Source organism: [Anoxybacillus] calidus, assembly GCF_013760845.1.
Lineage (GTDB): Bacteria > Bacillota > Bacilli > Bacillales > Anoxybacillaceae > Paranoxybacillus > Paranoxybacillus calidus.
The window spans coordinates 126,101-145,227 of the sequence record NZ_JACDUU010000003.1; the positions used below are offsets into that span (position 1 = coordinate 126,101).

General features: G+C 39.4%; 13 protein-coding genes. 9 read left to right on the plus strand and 4 right to left on the minus strand.

The genetic code is table 11. The annotated features are described in order from the left end of the window. Positions 1 to 148: 148 nt before the first annotated feature. Positions 149 to 1,150, plus strand: a complete 1,002-nt coding sequence (locus HNQ85_RS07480) for a C40 family peptidase (protein ID WP_181537122.1) — start codon at positions 149 to 151, stop codon at positions 1,148 to 1,150. Between the two features lie 48 nt (positions 1,151 to 1,198). On the opposite strand, the gene HNQ85_RS07485 is transcribed toward HNQ85_RS07480, so the two are convergent. Next, entirely contained in the window at positions 1,199 to 2,824 is a 1,626-nt protein-coding gene (locus HNQ85_RS07485; RefSeq protein WP_181537123.1) for a hypothetical protein, read from the minus strand. Positions 2,825 to 3,108: 284 nt separating this feature from the next. On the opposite strand from HNQ85_RS07485, the gene HNQ85_RS07490 reads away from it, so the two are divergent. Continuing rightward, positions 3,109 to 5,010: an S-layer homology domain-containing protein gene (locus tag HNQ85_RS07490; RefSeq protein WP_181537124.1), complete on the plus strand. Its 1,902-nt coding sequence runs from the start codon at positions 3,109 to 3,111 to the stop codon at positions 5,008 to 5,010. Positions 5,011 to 5,134: 124 nt separating this feature from the next. Here the strand turns inward: HNQ85_RS07490 and murJ are convergent, their stop codons facing one another. The 3 genes from murJ to csaB form a co-directional block, all read right to left on the minus strand. Continuing rightward, complete coding sequence (gene murJ / locus HNQ85_RS07495; protein ID WP_181537125.1) at positions 5,135 to 6,658, minus strand: murein biosynthesis integral membrane protein MurJ; 1,524 nt, start codon at positions 6,656 to 6,658, stop codon at positions 5,135 to 5,137. Positions 6,659 to 6,740: 82 nt separating this feature from the next. Beyond that, complete coding sequence (locus HNQ85_RS07500) at positions 6,741 to 7,913, minus strand: glycosyltransferase family 4 protein (RefSeq protein WP_181537126.1); 1,173 nt, start codon at positions 7,911 to 7,913, stop codon at positions 6,741 to 6,743. 25 nt (positions 7,914 to 7,938) lie between these two features. Further along, on the minus strand, positions 7,939 to 9,051 hold the full coding sequence (csaB, locus tag HNQ85_RS07505) for a polysaccharide pyruvyl transferase CsaB (protein WP_181537127.1): 1,113 nt from the start codon (positions 9,049 to 9,051) through the stop codon (positions 7,939 to 7,941). A 268-nt stretch (positions 9,052 to 9,319) separates the two neighbouring features. Between csaB and HNQ85_RS07510 the strand changes: the two genes are divergently transcribed. From HNQ85_RS07510 to HNQ85_RS07540, 7 genes are all read left to right on the plus strand, one after another. Then, a complete protein-coding gene (locus HNQ85_RS07510; RefSeq protein ID WP_181537128.1) occupies positions 9,320 to 10,594 on the plus strand; it encodes a nucleotide sugar dehydrogenase in 1,275 nt (424 codons plus the stop codon). A gap of 23 nt (positions 10,595 to 10,617) precedes the next feature. Next, a complete protein-coding gene (locus tag HNQ85_RS07515) occupies positions 10,618 to 11,349 on the plus strand; it encodes a WecB/TagA/CpsF family glycosyltransferase (protein ID WP_181537129.1) in 732 nt (243 codons plus the stop codon). A 96-nt stretch (positions 11,350 to 11,445) separates the two neighbouring features. Then, positions 11,446 to 12,555 (plus strand): glycosyltransferase, encoded by a 1,110-nt coding sequence (locus tag HNQ85_RS07520; protein ID WP_181537130.1) that lies wholly within the window; start codon positions 11,446 to 11,448, stop codon positions 12,553 to 12,555. Positions 12,556 to 12,638: 83 nt separating this feature from the next. Then, positions 12,639 to 14,048 carry an O-antigen ligase family protein gene (locus HNQ85_RS07525; RefSeq protein ID WP_181537131.1) on the plus strand — a complete coding sequence of 470 codons (1,410 nt, stop codon included), beginning with the start codon at positions 12,639 to 12,641 and terminating at the stop codon, positions 14,046 to 14,048. A 603-nt stretch (positions 14,049 to 14,651) separates the two neighbouring features. Then, positions 14,652 to 17,564: an S-layer homology domain-containing protein gene (locus HNQ85_RS07530; protein WP_181537132.1), complete on the plus strand. Its 2,913-nt coding sequence runs from the start codon at positions 14,652 to 14,654 to the stop codon at positions 17,562 to 17,564. Between the two features lie 227 nt (positions 17,565 to 17,791). Then, entirely contained in the window at positions 17,792 to 18,298 is a 507-nt protein-coding gene (locus HNQ85_RS07535) for a sunset domain-containing protein (protein ID WP_181537133.1), read from the plus strand. 190 nt (positions 18,299 to 18,488) lie between these two features. Next, positions 18,489 to 18,968 carry a JAB domain-containing protein gene (locus HNQ85_RS07540; protein ID WP_181537134.1) on the plus strand — a complete coding sequence of 160 codons (480 nt, stop codon included), beginning with the start codon at positions 18,489 to 18,491 and terminating at the stop codon, positions 18,966 to 18,968. The last annotated feature ends 159 nt before the right edge of the window (positions 18,969 to 19,127 follow it).

Here is a 19,127-nt window from a genome sequence, read left to right on the forward strand (position 1 = left end):
GTGAATAGTAACATATTTGTAATACACTTGTAACATAACAATCTGATAAAATTTGCTAGAATATTCCCGTATCTTGCAAAATTCGATCATAAACATCTGAAAAATACGGAAAAAGAGCGTGAATTTTGTTTTTTTGGGGATGATGCTGATGAAAAAAGCTATTTCGTTTATATTTGCTCTAGTTGTTCTAATTGCAACGGTTCCTAGAGTGGAGGCGTCAACGAGCAGAGATGAAGTAGTGAACATTGCTAAAGAACAACTTGGGGCTCCTTATCAATTTGGCGGTACAACACCGAAAGGCTTTGATTGTTCTGGATTTATCAAGTATGTATTTGATAAAGTTGGAATAGAGCTACCGAGAACAGCGAGTGAACAATATAATACGGGCATCAAAGTTGATAAGGAAGATTTACAGCCTGGGGATTTAGTATTTTTCGAGAATACATATAAAGCGGGAATTTCCCATTCTGGTATATACATAGGTGATCAAGAGTTCATCAGCGCCACAACCAGCAAAGGAGTCACGACTGCGTCGTTAGACAGTTCTTATTGGGGACCTAAGTTCGCTGGTGGTAAACGGGTCATTGACGATCATCAGCTTCCTCCTGGCCAATTCTATGACGTAAGTAAAGAGCATCCTGCTTATAAGGCGATTAGCGAGTTAAGCAAAACGGGAATGATTACTGGTTTTGAAGGTTCTTATTTCAAGCCAGAACTTCATGTCACAAGAGGACAAGCGGCTGCGATTTTAAATCGCTATCTAAAATTAACCGCTTCTTCCAAAACATCATTTAAAGATGTTTCAAGCGGTATGACTTTTGCTAAAGATATCGCTGCGATTAAAGAAGCTGGAATTATTACTGGGTTTGACGACGGTACGTTTCGCCCAAATGACAAATTAACACGGGCGCAAATGGCAGTGATTATGGATCGGGCATTTAAAATTAGTTCATTACCTTTTTCTTCTAAAGTTGATGTGAAATATAAAGATGTTTCTACTAAGCATTGGGCATATACATCCATTATCGCACTGAAAAGGGTTGATTCTACTAACGTATTTAATAGTTTTTACTTCCGGGCTGCCGACTATGCTACAAGGGCAGACTATGCCGCTGCAGCTTATGTCGCCATCCAAGCAGCCAAAAAATAAAATGAACTTTTGTGTATAATAAATCGCACCTTCAGTTGAAGGTGCGATTTATTTTTGTAGAAGGACATCTTTGAACCCTTGAGAAGTAAGCATTTCGATCACATAAGGATATAATTGCTTTTTCTCGCGAACAAGATAGCCTGCTTTTGAACGGATCAATTTGTCCAACGTTTTGCTTCTGTGAATGCCTGCTTTTTCAAAGTTTTCCTGAGTCATTAATAAATCAATCAGTGTCAACTGTTCGTAGTCATTTCCGGTGAACGTTAAATCAGGATTGACTTGATACCATAAGTCTCCCGAATCGCGAATCCATTGGTCTCCTAACTCTTCAATTCCTTTTCGAATGTTTAAAGCGACATCTAAATATTTTTTGTCTCCGGTAGACATATAACAATGAAGTAAAATGTTGACGCCGCCAAGAATATGGTTCATTGATGTATGCGTTTTTTTAGATTGATTGTATGGCGAGAAATAATCGGCGATTAAATAGCCTTCTTTCACTTGAATTATATTACCTATTTTCACTTGCTGAACTAAATAATCTCCGTAAATCGTTTCCGCCTTTGTTAATTCATCAATATTCAATAATTTTCCTACTTTCGTTAAGAAAAGAGCGATGTATTCATTATGACGAGTATCCATATATGGCGCCGTTGTGCCGTAGGCTTTTTTTAACCATGTGCTTGTATATTCCGTTTCCCAAAGCTTAGTACCTTTTGTTTGTTTATATGCGAGAAGATTAGCTGCTGAGTTAAGCACGAGGTCATAGAAATATCGATCTTTATATTGTTCAAAGTAATCAAGTGACATTTGATCTTGCATGATTCCTAAGTTGCGTCCATATCCCTTTTTTGTGCCAGGCTCGATGGACCAAGGAAGCTTCGTGTAAGGGCCTTCTGCTGTGAGCCAAGAATTTGCCCGCTTGTAATTATCGATTTGCTCGTTAATCCATTGTTGGAGATGTTGGTCATTTTTGAACAGCTTCTCTTTTGAAAAAAGCATCCAGTTTTCTGAAATATCATTTCCTGTTGATTGAAGTGGTAAGACAAAGGAGAGAGAATCTCCTTTTACGTTCGCCGAAAATGCTTTTTCTTCCTTAATTAATTCACGGACAATGCTTTTTCTATCGTCTTCGTATTTTTTGACAAGCTCGCGAGATAAATAGTTTTTGCTTAAAACAAGATTATATTTTTCTTTATCGTAGGAAAAAGCTTTTACGAGACCCATTGGGTAGGTCGTCTCATCGACCCCAGTTGTTTTGTGATGTTCCTGTTTTTTAAAACGCTGATCCCAGTCAATTAGATGATAACGGTTTACTTCTTTTAAATGGATAGAAACCTCCGCATTAAGAGGCTCTTTCGTATCGTTTTGCAATTTGGTAAAAAGAAAAACATCGCCGTTATCAAGGTGGCGGGTTGTTACCGACAGTTTCCCTACGGTTTCTCTTTTATGTACGATGGCAAATTCATAGGAAGTATCTTTTACCAGTGTAAAGTAGGAATTCTTCTTTACTGTCTTTTTCTGCAACTGAAAGTTTGGTACGGACAATTGGACGAATTGTTGCTTGTTAATAGGGACTTTCGCATACGGTTCGCCTTGTTCCGAGCAGCCAGTTACTCCTATCAGACATAAGAACATAAATATAAGTAATGTGATGAATTTCCGGGCGTTCACTTTATCACCTCAGCTAATAGTAAACATAGTGCGAAATTTGTCATGTTTTGTATTACGTACTTTTCCATTTTTCCATTTTTCTATCAGAAAATCAAGGATAGGAGAATGATAAGGAAGTGAAGGTGAAAATATATAAAATTTACTATTAAATACCTTGTCAATTTTTGATAGAATAGAATAAAAATCTGTAAAATCCAATCAGTTTTTGTAGTATTGTTTCCGTTTGACGATATTCTTTTTTATTTATATATATCTACTAAAATACGACAGGGGGAGTAGAAACATTGAGGATACTGTTCAGTCTTTTGCTAGTGTTTGGATTGCTTTTTACGAATGGTCCAGTTTCTTTGGCAGCTGAGGATGATATTACGGGAATTACGCTCGAAGCGGAAATGAGAGCGATGATTGCCCAAGGTATCATTCAAGGATATTCGGAAGGAGAGTATCGTCCTTTTGAAAAGGTGACACGCGGGCAATTTGCGACATTTGTCGCGAGGGCTTTACAGTTACCAGAAGGGTCTGGAAACTTTGCCGATGTTCCGCCATCTTCTAAATTAGCCGATGGTATTTATAAAGCAAGTTCAGCGGGAATTGTCAGCGGATACTCTACTGGAGTGTTCGGAATCAATGACAATATTACGAGAGAGCAAATGGCGATAATGATTGACCGCGCGTTACAATACTTAGGAATTGAACGGCAATCTGCTCCACTTAATTTTACTGATGTGGATCAAATTGTTTCATCGACTTCGAAAGCGGCTGTATCCAATAACGTTTACTATGGAATTATTCGCGGTATTCAAAACCAAAACGAGGACGGTACGTTCGACGGTACGTTTCGTTTCGCACCGAAAGCCTATGCAACAAGGGCGGAAGCAGCAGCATTCATTTACCGTTTGCTCGATGTGATGAAAGAACAAACGCCAGAACTAGCTTATCAAGTGGCAACGATTCAAAAAGGGGAATTGGTATACGGTCCGAAAAAGTATGCTACTTTTGCCCAAGCTGAAGCAGCGATTACCAATCCAGCATCACAAGTCATTGTGCAAGGAACAAAAATTGTTAAAATGTACAGCGGAAATGTCATTGCCCAGCCGTCTCCTGGAAAGTTTACAACAACCATCTATCAATCTAATTTAAGTACATCTCTTACATATGTGGAACCAAATACAGAAATGAAATATTTAGATGCTGATGAAACAAAGGTAAAAGTGCAAGTTGCTAATACTATTGGTTATGTCAAGCCGTCAGAAGTTTGGCTAGTTCCAACAGCCATGATTCAAGGACGGTCTTATTATCAGGCATCTGGTGGAGAGTTGTACCATTATATTTATCGTCCAACGAGCAATACATATGTAAGCTATCACTACGGAAAAGCACCATCGTTTATGCAGGAAGGACAAAAATATTACAGCTGGGACGGCGAAACATTTTATAATGCGTCGGGACAATCAGTTGGTACGGCTTATCAATACTTTAACGTGCTGCCGATTCGTACGAAAACGAATTATACAGCAGCAGAGCTAAATGCCTATGTGGCTGCAAACAAAGCAGACAGCCCGTTAAAAACGTTAGGTGCCGCTTTTAAGGCAGCGGAAGCAAAATATAATGTGAATGCCCTTTATTTATTGGCTAATGCCATCCATGAGAGCGCATGGGGAACAAGTGAGATTGCGAAGAAAAATAAAAACTTGTTTGGTATTCAAGCGTATGATAGTGACCCAACGAATAGCGCGATGAAATTTGATACGTTTGAAGCCTGCATTGATTACATGGCCGACTTCATTTCAAAACAATATGCGAATCCGAGCAGTTGGAAATACAACGGTGCGGTTGTTGGAGACAAAACGATTGGATTTAACGTTCGGTATGCATCTGACCCATATTGGGGACAAAAAATTGCCGGTTTTATGTACCGTGCCGACAAATATTTAGGGAAAAAAGACTGGTTAAAATATACGATTACCGGAACAACAGTGGATGGCGTAAACGTTCGTCCTGAACCTAATACGTCAAAATCTCCTTTATACAAATATCCGACAAAAAACAGCCCGGTTATTAAGCTCGGTGAAACGGTAAAACAGGCGGATGGGTACGTTTGGTATAAAATTCAGACCGATTTAGCCGCTAATACGAATGCCTATATCCGCAGCGATTTACTAAAAGAATTACCGATGGCCAAATAAAATGGTTGCTTTCTAGAAACATGTTGCTTTGTTCGCGCATTTGCGTGAGTTTAGCGGCTTGTTGGGAAAGCTAACATTTGTAAATAAAAGCCTGCTATTCTACTGAAATAGCAGGCTTTTTATGTTATACCGCTTTTTGTTTTCGTTTTACGAGCCCGAGAAGTCGGTTGAAACCTGGGCGGTTGAACAGATAAGTTCCAGCCGCATATAAGATGACTCCAAGCGGAACAAGGATTGCTAGCTGAACGAGCGAATACCATTGTTCGATTGGTGTAAAGTGCTTAATGAGATAAAGCGGAATGGCCATAATCAGTGTCGGCAAAATCACGCGAACGATTAAGGCAAACAGTTTTCTCGCTTCCCCACGGTCGAAATCTTTGTAAACAAAAATGGTCGATACCGTTAAATAATAGAGTGAAACAAGAGAGGTGGATAGCGCCAATCCTGGATATCCAAGCGGCTTGACAAATAAATAGTTCAATAATGCATTCAACACAATCGTTGTTACGCTAATACGCAATATGATCGATGTTTTTCCTCGTGCATACATTGCTTTTGACACAATATATTGTAATCCTTGTGTCACAATAAGCGGCAAATAAAACAATAAGGCGATATACGTATTGTACGAATCTTCCGCAGTAAATTTACCACGTTCATACACAAATGAAATCGCCGCATCTCCAACTAATAATAATCCAACGGTAATCGGCATCAATGTCACTAAGGACAATTCCATGCCCATATAAAACGTTTGCTGAAACTTTTCCTTATTATCGACTTGTTCGGACAGCAGTGTAAAGATAATCGCAGCGATTGTTGTACCGTAAATGGTATGCGGAATGCTGACCAATAGCGAAGCGTTATTTAAATAAGTAACCGCTCCTTCGATCGTACCGGAAGCAAACATTTTATTTACGAACATGTTGATTTGGCCGATCACCGAGTTTAGTAAAGATGGTATTAACAGAACGAGAAAAGTTTTACGAAATTCTTTCTCGACTGCGAATGTCGGGGACCAATGATGGCCGCTTTTCCACAAGTAGAAGAACATAAGAACAATCCCTAACACAACCCCAAACACAAAACCGTAAGCAAGGCTGTATATGCCCCAAATATCTGAAAATAGCAAGGCGAAAACGGCGCCCATTAACGTTGCGAGAATCTTAGAAATTTGCGACGGAACAAAGATGCGCCGTCCTTGCAAATAGGAATCAAGTATTCCGTTTAAGGCGATTGCGCTCATAAACAGGAAAAAGAGTTGCGTAATTTCTACCGCTACCTTTTCTGTAGTAGGTGTCATTTGCCCAAAAATAAAAGGAACAAATGAAGGAACAAAGAAATAACCGACGACAGTAACGATTAAGAATACCGCTACTGTTGCGTTCATAATGCCGTTCGCGTTTCTTTCAGCCGCTTCCGGATCTTCTTTTCTATGCTGTACATACAAAGGAAGAAAAACGTTATTAAACCCGCCGGAAATCATCGCCAACACTAGGGTGATAAAGGAAAATGCCAGCAAATAACCGTCTGTATATTCATTTGCCCCAAATTGTTTGGCAATGATGCTCTCACGAAGAAAGCCTGATAGTTTCAGTACTAAAGCGAGCAATGTAATCCAAATCGCCGTCCGTTTTAATGTTGACATCTGTCTCACTTCCTCTTTAGAATCCAAAAGAGGCTGTCTCGTAAGGGTCTGAACCCTTTGCTTGTGAGACAGCCTCTCTATCTTATTGTTGCAATGCTGCTAAATAAATCTCCTCGTATTTTTTCGCCGCTGCCAAGTGTGAATATTCATCTTCAATTTTCCGTCTTGCATGTTCGGCGAGCTTCTGTCCTACTTCTGGGTGATCTAACAAGTAAATCATGGCTTGAGCGAGTTGGTCAACGTTACGTTCTTCAACAAGGAGACCGTCTTTTTCATGGCTGACGATTTCTTTTAGGCCGCCAACCGCCGAAGCAATTAGCGGAGAACCAGAGCCCATCGCTTCAAGAGCGGAAATGGACGTTGCTTCTTCCACGCCTGCTGAATGAATACTTGGTACGAGAACGATATCAGATAACGCATAAAATTCTTTAATCAATTCATGCGGAATCGCCCCTAAAAGTTTTACTTTTTCCCCAAGTCCTTTTTCTTGGATGAGCGATTTTAGTTCTCCTAATGCCTCACCCATTCCAGCGTAAACAAGCATCGTATTTGGATATTTTTCTAATACTTGCGGTAAAGCTAGTACAGGGTAGATCACACCGTTTTTCTTTGTAAGGCGTCTAGGGACGAAAATAATGTTCGTATCTTCCGCAAACCCGTGTTTTTGACGATAGGATAGACGGTTTTCTTTATCCGGCTTAAAACCGTTCACATCAATAAAGTTGCGGATTGCTGTCGCTTCCACACCCGCTTGCTTAAGAACATAGTCCTTAATCCGTTGGTCAACAGTAATAATTTTTCTTGTTTTTGTATATGCTTCAATTTCTTTTTGTAATAAATAATGGGCTTGAGGGCTGTCTTCTACCACTGATCCGCGGCTGATGGCTTCATACGTCATGTAGCCATGCACCGTTGTTACAGTTGGAATGCCCGATTCTACAGAAGCAAGTGTCGCAAATACTTCTTGGGCGTTGATAATATCATAGCCTTTTGCCTTATGTTTTTGGATTAATCCATAAAGCATCTTTTGTCGAACTTGGTGACTCCAAATAATACCGCTGCCCTTGGATAGCTTGTTGAGTACAAAGCTTGGTCCTTTAGCGAACAATTTTTGTTGTAACGGGCTAATATCGCTGAACGAGAGGACATCTACTTCATGGCCTCTCGCTTCTAATCCTGCTTTTAATGTTGTCACATGTGTCGATAATCCTCCAGCATGAGGATAATCAAAAACGGTCGTTAATAATATTTTCATGTTCAATCTTCTCCCTAAACGAGAATTAATGGACTACAAACTTCTCTTTTAACAGACGGATATTTTCCATTGCGTCTTTGCGCATGGATTCAGCATTTTTCTGAACGATTTCGCTGAGCTCCTCGCGATGTTCTAGCACATATTTGGTGTTAGATATTAGTTTTTCCACATCAATTTCTCCTAAACGGAATGAGTATTCCCACATTCCAGAACGGTTCAATAAACTTTCTACTTTTTTATCATAGCTAATGCCGATATGAGGCACGCCCGTAAGCGCTGAGAAGATAAGCGAATGTAATCTTAATCCGATTGTCATACGACAACGGCTAATAAAATGCAAGTACTGATTCGGTGTAAAATCCGGTCCAAGAAGATGACATTCGTCTTTATACTTCATTTTTTCCATCACTTGTTGAGAAGCGCGCACATCATGGTGCCCTTCCATCGGTACAAATACAGGTGTGATTTTCTCCTCTTCAATTAAACGATCTAGCGCTTCTGCCAGCTGCGAATAATATTCGTCATGGCTAAACCAAGGTCTTACTGACACAGCAACGAGCTTTTCGTCGCCTTTGAGAGGAAGGCTATTGAAACAAGCATCATCCACCTTATGCTTAAACGCGAAAACAATATCCGCTGTTACGACTGTTTCTGGCTTTGTTACGCCAAGTTGATGCAATAAATCTTTCGAATACTGATCGCGTACGGTTACAAAGTCTGCCATATTGGCGAAAACCTTCATTAATATCTTTCCCCATGTACTGCTCACTGGACCAATTCCTTGAGAGAAAAACATGACTTTTGTCCCACAAAGTTTTGCGAGAAAAACGATTAATAAGTAATAAGGAAGAGGCCCAAATATGAACTTCGTTGGGTATGTATCTTGCAGCAAACCGCCTCCGCCGCTAATGAGTAAATCGGCTTCACGTAATGCTTTAATTTTTCCTTTATTATCATGGCGCCAGCCGCGATAAACACTTTTTACGTTGTGAGTTTTTGCTGTTTTTTCTGGTGAAAGTGAAAATACGGTAATATCTGGATTGTCTAATTCTTCACGAAGATTATCAATAATCGCTTCTAGGATGGCTTCATCTCCTGTGTTTCCTAGACCGTAAAAACCTGAGATAACGATTTTCAAAGAAGTATTTCCTCCTTATATAAAGCTTTTTTAGCTATTTTGTGTTTTTGGCATAAAAACCAACCTTTATTTTAACATTTGCCATGTCGACATTCAATGAAATGATGCAAAATGTGTCGTAATTTGATATACTATGTTACGATTGACAAAAAAACTATTTGAAATGATGAAGAGTGTGCTTTTTTCTAGACCTGAAGATTTAGAGCGGGGATAGAAAGAAAGCTAGACAGTCAAATTAAAGAAAAAACCAAGGAGAGGTTTTCTAAATATGGAAAAGATTTGTGTTGTTGGCTTAGGATATATCGGACTTCCAACAGCGGCAATATTTGCAAATGCCGGCTACAATGTTATCGGAGTAGATATCAATGAACGAGTAGTAGAAACGCTTAATAAAGGGGAAATTCATATTGAAGAAGTCGGTTTGCCAGAGCTTGTCAAGAAAGTCGTAGAAGAAGGCAAACTCCGTGCTTCACTTACTCCTGAAAAAGCAGATGTTTTCATTATTGCTGTTCCAACTCCTATTCATGAAGACTATACAGCAAATGTGGACTATGTTATTGCTGCAACGAAAGCGATTGTACCTTATTTAGAAAAGGGGAACGTTGTCATTGTTGAATCAACGATTCCGCCGCGCACGATGGATGATGTTGTGGCGCCAATCATTCGTGAGCACGGTTTCGCCCCAGAAAAAGATATTTATTTAGCTCACTGCCCTGAGCGTGTATTACCAGGAAGAATTTTGATTGAGCTTATTGAAAATACACGGATTGTCGGCGGTGTTACACCAGAGGCAGCTAAAAAAGCGGCGGATGTCTATCGCGCGATTGTAAAAGGCGACGTCATTGAGACAGAAGCTGTAACAGCGGAAATGTCTAAGTTAATGGAAAATACGTTTAGAGATGTGAATATTGCGCTTGCGAATGAGCTTGTAAAAATTTCTCAGCGAATCGGTGTTAATGCTCACAAAGTCATCGAGTTAGCGAACAAACATCCGCGCGTTAATATTCACTTGCCAGGACCTGGTGTCGGTGGTCACTGTTTGGCGGTTGACCCGTACTTTATTGTGGAAAAGGCGACAGAAGAGTCACCGCTGATTCAAACAGCACGCCGCATTAACAATTCAATGCCGCATTTTGTTGTTGAGCAAATCGAGCGCATGACGACTGAGTTGCCATCACCGAAAATCGCGGTATTTGGTTTGACTTACAAAGGCAACATTGATGATGTGCGCGAAAGTCCAGCGATTGAAATCTATGAATTGTTAAAGCGTAACACTCGTTTTGATGTGCGTGCGTATGATCCGCATGTGAAACAAGAGCAAGTCTCATTCCCGCTTTCTTCTTTTGAAGAAGCAATAGACGGTGCTCATTTAGTTGTTATTCTTGCCGATCATAATGAATTTAAAAACATGAAAGCGGAAGATTTTGCGGCAATGAAAACAAAAGTCATTTTTGACACGAAAAATTGCATCCATATCGAGGATGAGAACGTAACGGTATATAAAATCGGAAACTTATACTCTGTGAAAGCTATTCAAGAATAATGACAAAGAGAGTATGGTCGACCATGAAGAAAGAGAAATATTTAGGCGTATATGTATCGACATTAAACTATGACGAGATTATCGCTGATTTAAAAACGCGAATGGCAGCAGGGGAAAAATCGACGATTATTGCCGTCAATCCCGAAAAATTAATCGCTGCCGGCAAAGATGAATCAGTAAAGGAACTCATTAACTCGGCAACATACCAAATCCCTGATGGTATTGGGGTAGTGCTTGCTTCTAAATTAAAGGGCGGAAGCATTAAATCCCGCGTCACAGGGATTGATATGATGGAGCGGTTAATTCAATTTGCCGCTCAGGAAAATCACCGCGTGTTTTTATATGGTGCGAAAGAAGAAGTAGTGAAAAAGGCGAAAGAAAATCTTGAAGCGAAATACCCTGGACTGCAAATTGCCGGCTATTCAAACGGCTATGTTCAAGACCATGAAGCTCTTGTCAAGAAAATCAATGACTCGGGAGCAGACATCTTGTTTGTGGCGCTTGGAAGCCCGCGTCAAGAGCTATGGATTAAAAAATATATGAACGATTTGAATGTAAAAGTATTCCAAGGTGTCGGCGGAAGCTTTGATGTGTTTGCCGGACACGTCAAACGCGCTCCAAAATTATTCCGCAACCTTGGCTTAGAATGGTTTTACCGATTAATTACCGATCCAAAACGGTTCAAACGGCAGCTTGCCTTGCCGCACTTTTTATGGAAAATCTTATTTGAAAAATCATCTTCATCCAAAGCGTAGGCTTTGTAAAGAGGTTACCGGGACATTCAAATCGGTTATGTTCCGGTAGCCGGACCATTTAAGAAAAATTCATTCAAGCTGCAAGGGGAGATTCGTTTGAAAGTTCTTCATGTTATTAGTGGCGGTGAAACGGGCGGGTCTCGAAAACACGTTGTTACGCTGTTATCGAAATTTCCAAAAGAAACGGCGACCCTCGTTGTCTTTCAGGAAGGCCCGTTGGCGAAAGAAGCGCGGGAACATAACATCGATGTCCATCTTCTTTCACAAACGTCCCGTTATGATTTGTCTATCTTAAACAGGCTCGTCGAGTTTATTAAAAAGGGCGGCTATGATCTGTTACATACGCATGGTCCAAGAGCCAACTTATACGGTGCGTTAATCAAAAATAAAATCGGGATTCCTTGGATAACAACCATTCATAGTGACCCGCGGCTTGATTTTATGAAGTCTGGAATAAAAGGCTTCCTTTTTACCAAGCTGAATCTTTGGGCTTTAAAAAAAATCGATTATTTTTTTGCCGTGTCAGAACGGTTTAAAGAGAATCTCGTTGCTCTTGGCATTCCTAAAGAACAGGTGAAAACGATTTACAATGGAATTGATTTTTGCCAATTCCCTTCTGAACATGCCTTAAAACGGCTTGATATTGGTGTGAATGAAGACGATTTTGTTATTGCCATGGTGGCAAGATTGCATCCGATTAAAGGGCATATGCTTGTGTTTGAAGCAATCAAAGCGTTAAACCGCCCTGATATGAAGCTGTTAGTGGTTGGAAACGGTCCCCTTGAGCAAGAATTGGAAAGCAAAGTAGCCGAGCTTCAATTGGAAGATCAAGTAAAATTTCTTGGATTCCGTCAGGATGTCGATGCCATTTATTCGTTATCGGATGTCGCGCTCATGGCTTCTTACAGCGAAAGCTTTCCTTTAGCTTTGCTTGAAGCAGCGAATCAACACATTCCTGTTATTTCAACCGATGTCGGCGGAGTCAGCCAATTAATTGCAGATGACCATATGGGCTGGATTGTCCCGGTCGGCGATAGCAAGGCGCTTGCCGATGCAATCGAGCAAGCATATGAAAAAAAGCAAAGTCAAGAGTTGAAAAAGATGGGACAGGCTTTATACCAATACGCTTCCACTCATTTTTCATTGGATCGTTTGTACGAAGAAACAGTTGCAACTTATGAATATGTACTGGAAATAAAAAAATAAAAAACAACCCTTGTTTACGTGAAAACTCTTATGGTAATCTACCACATGTAAACTTGCAACTTTTTTTAAAAGGAGTTTAAATCATGCGTTTACAGAATAATTTGACCTATTACGCTGTGATTTTGTCATTGTTTTTCGTTCCGCTTGTTGCCTATAAAACTTATATCGGTCCCTTGCCACTATCGATTGAGGTTGTGACGATTCCTCTTTTAACTGTTGCGGCTGTAAGCGACTATTTGCGAAAGAGAATTACGCTGAACGATTTAAACATGAAGCCGATGCTGGCTGCCTTCCTTTTGTTTTTCGTGATTGGAGCCATTTCTCTTGTTAAGGCAGTGAGCCTCGCTCCAGGAATGATGGAGCTCGCCCGCTATCTTTCCTATGTTGTATTGTTTACGATTGTCGTAAAAGTCAAATTTACTCGTGAACAATATCTCAACTTTGCTAAAGTATTTGGCGCCTCTGTCGCCATTGTCGGCATTTACGGCGTTGTGCAATATATTTTTGGAATTTCTCTCAACACAGCAGGTTTATATGCATTAAAAGAGGCAAAGGGACGTGTAGACTCAACATTAATTAACCCGAACTATTATGCTTCGTTTTTAAACTTGGTTATTCCAACATTAGTATTGTTAGCGGTCGTTTATTTTAAAGACAAAAAAGCACAATTATTGATGTTCGCGTTCTATGGAATTTATGTCGTTAACTTAATTTTGACGTATACGAGAGCAGCTTGGGTGACAATGGCCTGCGGTTTCATTTTAATGGTAATGCTTATTCCGAAAGATTTCATTAAAAATGCTTTGCGGCCGCATATTTTGCTTTCATTTGTCGCTCTTATGACCATCGTCTACTTTATGCCAGATGTTCAGTCTCGGACATCTTCAGCGATTTATGCGATGGAAAAGCTGGTAGTCAGCAATCTTCCGTTCCATGTTGCTAGCGGTGACAACTCACAAGAAGAAGATCAGGGCGGATTATTTGAGGATGAACAGGATGAAGACGAAGAGGAAAACGCGCAAGATGCAGCAACGACGAATCGCGCCGTTGTCTCCCGTGTAACGCTATGGAAAACCGGCTGGGTGATGTTAAAAGAAAACCCAGTGCTTGGTGTTGGTATGGGGAATTACCTCGTCAGATATAAAGAATATGTAACGAAATATCCGGAGTTGTATATTGGACACGACCAGTACTCCGTCCATAACTCCTATTTAAAAGTTGGTGCTGAAACAGGCTTCATCGGTCTTGCGGCGTTTCTTCTTGTTTACATTGTCTATTATCTATACATTATCCGCTTGTACTTTGCTGCGCAAAACCGCTTAAGCAAGGTGCTCGCTATCGGCCTGATTGTCGGCAGCTTGACGTTTATGGTGCAAAATTTATCTAACAATCTCATTTTTATTCCACAGCTAAATACGGTCTTCTGGCTTGTATCTGGCTTAGTCATCGCTTTCTTACACCAAAACCAAGAACAATCTATCAGCATGCGGTAAATGAACCGCATGCTTTTTTGTTTTTATGTAGTTACAAAAAATTTAAATGTGAAACCTTTGCTTACATTGGATCGTTTAATGATATAGAAGCAGAGGGTTTATTCTCTAATATGAAATAGTGGATTTGTAGAAATTAAATAATTTGATTTATTTTGATTTGTTTATATAATAAAAAAGTGATAATTATTTACTATAGAGGGAAATAAGTGTTTATCAACCTAAAAAATGTTTTATTTGTATAAAAACACTTAGTTCACGAGAATTTTGTAAAAAATAGTTGAAAAATCCTGCGGTTTTGATAGAATAGAAGACGAGCTTGGGAGTTCTAATTATTTCTATTGCAGGGGAATATTCTACAATTTGTTATAAATGCTTTTATGAGTCATTTTATGGAATCTTTATGGAGGACCCAACATACATACTATTTTGGGGAGTTTTTTACGTCTTTTGTCCTAAAAAGATTTTCATGAAAATGATTCATAGATAGGGACTTCTACTCAACTCCTAATCTCAGTTAATTGATCGATGGTACTTTGATACCCTCGATTTATTATATTATTATAGAAATTTAGAAATATATACAAAACGGGGAGGAAAACTTACATGGCTTATCAACCTAAGTCTTATCGCAAATTCGTTGCTACTACAGCAACAGCTGCCGTTGTAGCATCTGCTTTAGCTCCTGTAGCATCTGCTGCAAGCTTCACAGATGTACCGGCTTCTTACCAAACAGAAGTTGATTTCATCGTTTCTCAAGGTATCGCAAGCGGTATCAGCGAAACAAAATTCGGTACTGATCTTTCAATCAAACGCGCTGACGCTGCAGTTATGATCGCACGTGCGCTTAAACTTGACACAGCTTCTGCTCCAGACGCTGGTTTCACAGATGTTCCTGAGCGTGCAAAAGGTGCAGTTAATGCGCTTAAAGCAGCTGGAATCATCAACGGTAAAACTGCAACTACATTCGGTTCTGACGAGCCAATGACTCGCGCGGAAATGGCAAAAGTTATCGCGCTTGCGTTCAAATTAGAAGCAGGCAACACTACTTTACCATTCACTGACGTAAGCAAAACATTCGAAACTTACGTAAAAGCACTTTACGCAAACAACATCACTCAAGGTGTATCTGCTACTGAATTCGGTTCTAACAAAGAAATCAAACGCGGTGACTTCGCGAAGTTCTTATACAGAGCGATGAACCTTCAACCAGCAGAAGCTAAAGTTGTAAGTGTAAGTGCGATTAACTCTAAAAGCCTAAAAGTTGAATTCAACAAAGCTGTTGATCCTGCAAAAGCTAAGTTCGAAGTGAAAAAAGCAGGTATTACTGTCAACGTTTCTAAAGTTACTTTTGCTGATGACAACAAATCTGCTACACTAGAACTTTCAACAAAATTAACAAAAGGTGAATATACAGTTAATGTAACAGGTGTTGCGGACGAAGTTCTTACAAAATCTGCTCAAGTAGAAGATGAAAAGGTAGCATCTATTGAAATTCTATCTGACGTGGCAGTTGTAGATAACACTACATCTCCTACACAAGCAACAGTTGCTTACCAAGTGAAGAACCAATATGGTGAAGATATCACAAAAACAACTTCTCTAACTACAAATGATCCAGCACGTATTACTGCTGCTAATGGGGTCGTTACTATTACTTTAGCAAGTGGTGCTAAAGTTGGAGATAAACTTCCATTAACTCTTATTCACGTCGACAGTGCAACAACAGCAAGTCAAGTAGTTACGTTATCTGCAGCATCGACAGTTTCTGATGTAGCGATATCTGGAATTTACAACAAAGATGGTAAACAATTAAATGAAGATTCTGATCTCTCAACTGATAGTTTCTATTTACTTGTTGATTTAAAAGATCAATACGGCAATACAATCACAAACGAAAGCCTTGCTGAGGCTGGTCTCATCAAAGCTCAATCTAATCCTACTGTTGTCGGAACTGCTGGTTCTGGAAATAATGTTGATTTAACTACATTAACTATTGATGGAAAACAAAGATTAGGATTAAAACTTACGGGACCGGTTCAAGCTGGAGAAAATCAAGTAACTTTAATTTCAGCTACTTCAGGTAAAAGTGCAACATATAAAATTAATGTTGCTGAAACAACTAGAACGGATGCAGTTACTTTATCTGCACCAGCAATTGCTGTAGCGGGTGAAGATATCTTTGTACCAGCAACTGTTCTTGATAAAGATGGAAAAGCTATTACAGATACGAAAGTATTGAATGATGCTACTAAAGGTGTTAAAGTTTCTTATAATGGTAGCCCAATTTCAAATGCTTTCGTAATAAAAGACAATAATGTTTATGTGAAAATTCCTGCTACAAGTGTAACTACTGACGGTGTTTTCCCACTCGTTGCTCAATCTTCAACTTACAAAGTAGCAACATTAACGTTAAATGTTAAGAAAGCTGCAGAGCCTACAGTTATTCGTGGATTAAAATCTACTGTAAGCTCAACATTAAAAGCTGGTACTAATAAACAAATAGATGTAAGTGATTTAGTGATTGAAGACCAATACGGACGTGTAATGGATTCTGCAAAAGTAAAAGCTGGTTTAACTGGCGGTAAGAAAATCGTTGTAAAAGACGTAGATACTAACTCTAATGTAGTGACATTTGTAGGCGATATTACTTCATCTACTACTGCAACTCTGACTGCAGGAAGTACTAACGGAACCGAAAAATTACAATTTGTACTTAACGATGGTACAAAGGATATTCTAAGCAGCACTGCTGAAGTAACATTCCGAGTAACGGATGGATCTGAATATGTTTCATATCAAATGGATGATATTGGAACTGTTTACGATGAAGCTGGAGCTTCAAAATCTGATAACAATGCTTACGACAAAGAAATTAAAGTATACGGTGTACTTGCTGATGGAAGTAAAGTTCAGCTTGATCCGACAGAATACACTGTAAAATCTTCTCTAGCTGACTTAGCTACTGATGCAGCTGATGGAGTAATTGATACTGTAAATGGTGGAACACCTTATTCACCAACTTACCCATCGAATCCTGCAGCAGATGTCAAAGAAGAAACATTAACAGTAACAATTAATGCAACTGGTCAAGAATTTACTAAAACTATTACATTCTCAAAGGTTGCTCCTAAAGCAACTGCAGTGAAAGTAGTAGACACTACTGATGTCAAAGATGATGCTCTAACAAGCATCACATATAAACCATCTGTTGATAGCGACGCTACTTTCTCGATTGCTGATTTAACTACAGGTTCTTCTACAGGTTATAACCTAGTGGTGACTGACCAATATGGTGTATCTGTAGTAGCAACTTCTACTGGAGTTACATTCCCAGATACAACGGCTGTCGTAGCTCCAACATTAACAATTGTTCCAGTAAAAGGATCAATTAAAATTACAGATAATGGTCTTGCAACAGCTACAGTTGATAAAACATCAGTTCAAGCTGGAGAAGAGTTTGATGTAACTATCAACGCTGGTGGATCTAAAACAACTGTAAGAGTAGTGGCTGAGTAAAGACATATAGCTAGATGCTTGTCATCTCTTCAATAGGTGCCTGTCACCGCTTGAAGATTATCAAAATATGTCGAAAAGCTCTGCGGAGAGAAATCTCTGCGGGGCTTTTTTGTGTGTGTTTTTGATATGTGTGACATCTATATTTTTTAAATTAATGAATACAACGTTCGTGATTACGAACTAGAATTAAATTGATTGCTTGTTAGAAATATAGAGGAGGTAGAACGATGTCTGAAGAAAAAAAGGAAAAAGAGAAAAAAATCGGTTGTTTTGGTTGTGGTTGTTTGATTTTTATATTACTCATTCTCTTGGGGAGTTGTACAGCTTTATTTGGAGACAGTGATGGTGGCGGAGGTAACGATGATAAGGATGATAAGAAAAAAATGGTGACAGTGGAAGAAAAGGAAAAAGCGGCGTCAACCAAAAACAAAGAGAATGAAAAAACACCAGTACCTTTACAAGAAACTAACGAAGAATCTAATATACAGCCAAAGACGTCACCACAATCACAATCCAAATCGTCACCAGCACCACAGCCGAAATCTCAACCTAAGCCTGAACCGCAGCAACAACCTAAACAAGCTTGCTTAAATATTAAAGGGAACATTTCAAGTTCGGGTGAAAAAATTTACCACTTGCCGGGAGGACAATTTTACGATAGTACGGAACCAGAAGAAATTTTCTGTACAGAGCAAGAAGCAATCGCTGCTGGCTATAGAAAATCTAAACGTTAAGGATGGCCGTTCCTGTTACGCTTCGAAATATGCCGAAAAGCTCTGCGGAGAGGAATCTCTGCGGGGCTTTTCTTTTTGCTCAAATCGTATCAACCTTGATTTCACATATATTATGATTTTGAACCTATAGTCATAAAGCCTCAATTCCTTTCGGGGAATTGGGGCTATTTTTGTTTTAGGAGGGAAAAGGATGAGCAAGTATCAAACCAACAACCACCAGCAGCTAGAGTTGCTAGAAAGAGAGGTGTCCATTCATGCAGCCAGCGAAGCGCGTCAACATCGGGAGTCTAGCGTGCTGTACAAGGAGCGGCAAATCAAATCTCTGGAAGATGCGTACAAGCTGCTGAAGCCGTTTCTTGTGGAAGCCGACTGTGAGAAGTTTGTCGTTGTCTGCCTTGATACGAAAAACCAGCCCGTAGGCAGTCTCAATTCAAGCATCGTGCATCCGAGGGTGATGATAAAGGCTGCCTCGGCTTCTGTCATTGTAGACCATAATCATCCTAGCGGTCATTGTGAGTCGTCGAGGGAGGACATTGAAGTAACGAAACGGTTAGTAGAGGCAGGAAGAATCGTTGGAATTGATGTGCTGGGCTATTTGATTGTTTGTCCTGATGGATATTGTCGTTTAAAGAAAAAAGATACATATAAAAATGTAAATTTCGCAAAATAGATAAAAGAAGGGGAAATAGAAATTTTCTTTTGAGTGTGTTTCTGTTACATTTGAAAAATACTTTAAGGAAGAATGTTCCGAAATCAAGCGGTTTATTCTCCTTATTTTTATCTTTTCCTAATTAGGCTTTCTCCTATTTTTTTACCTAAAATTAACATA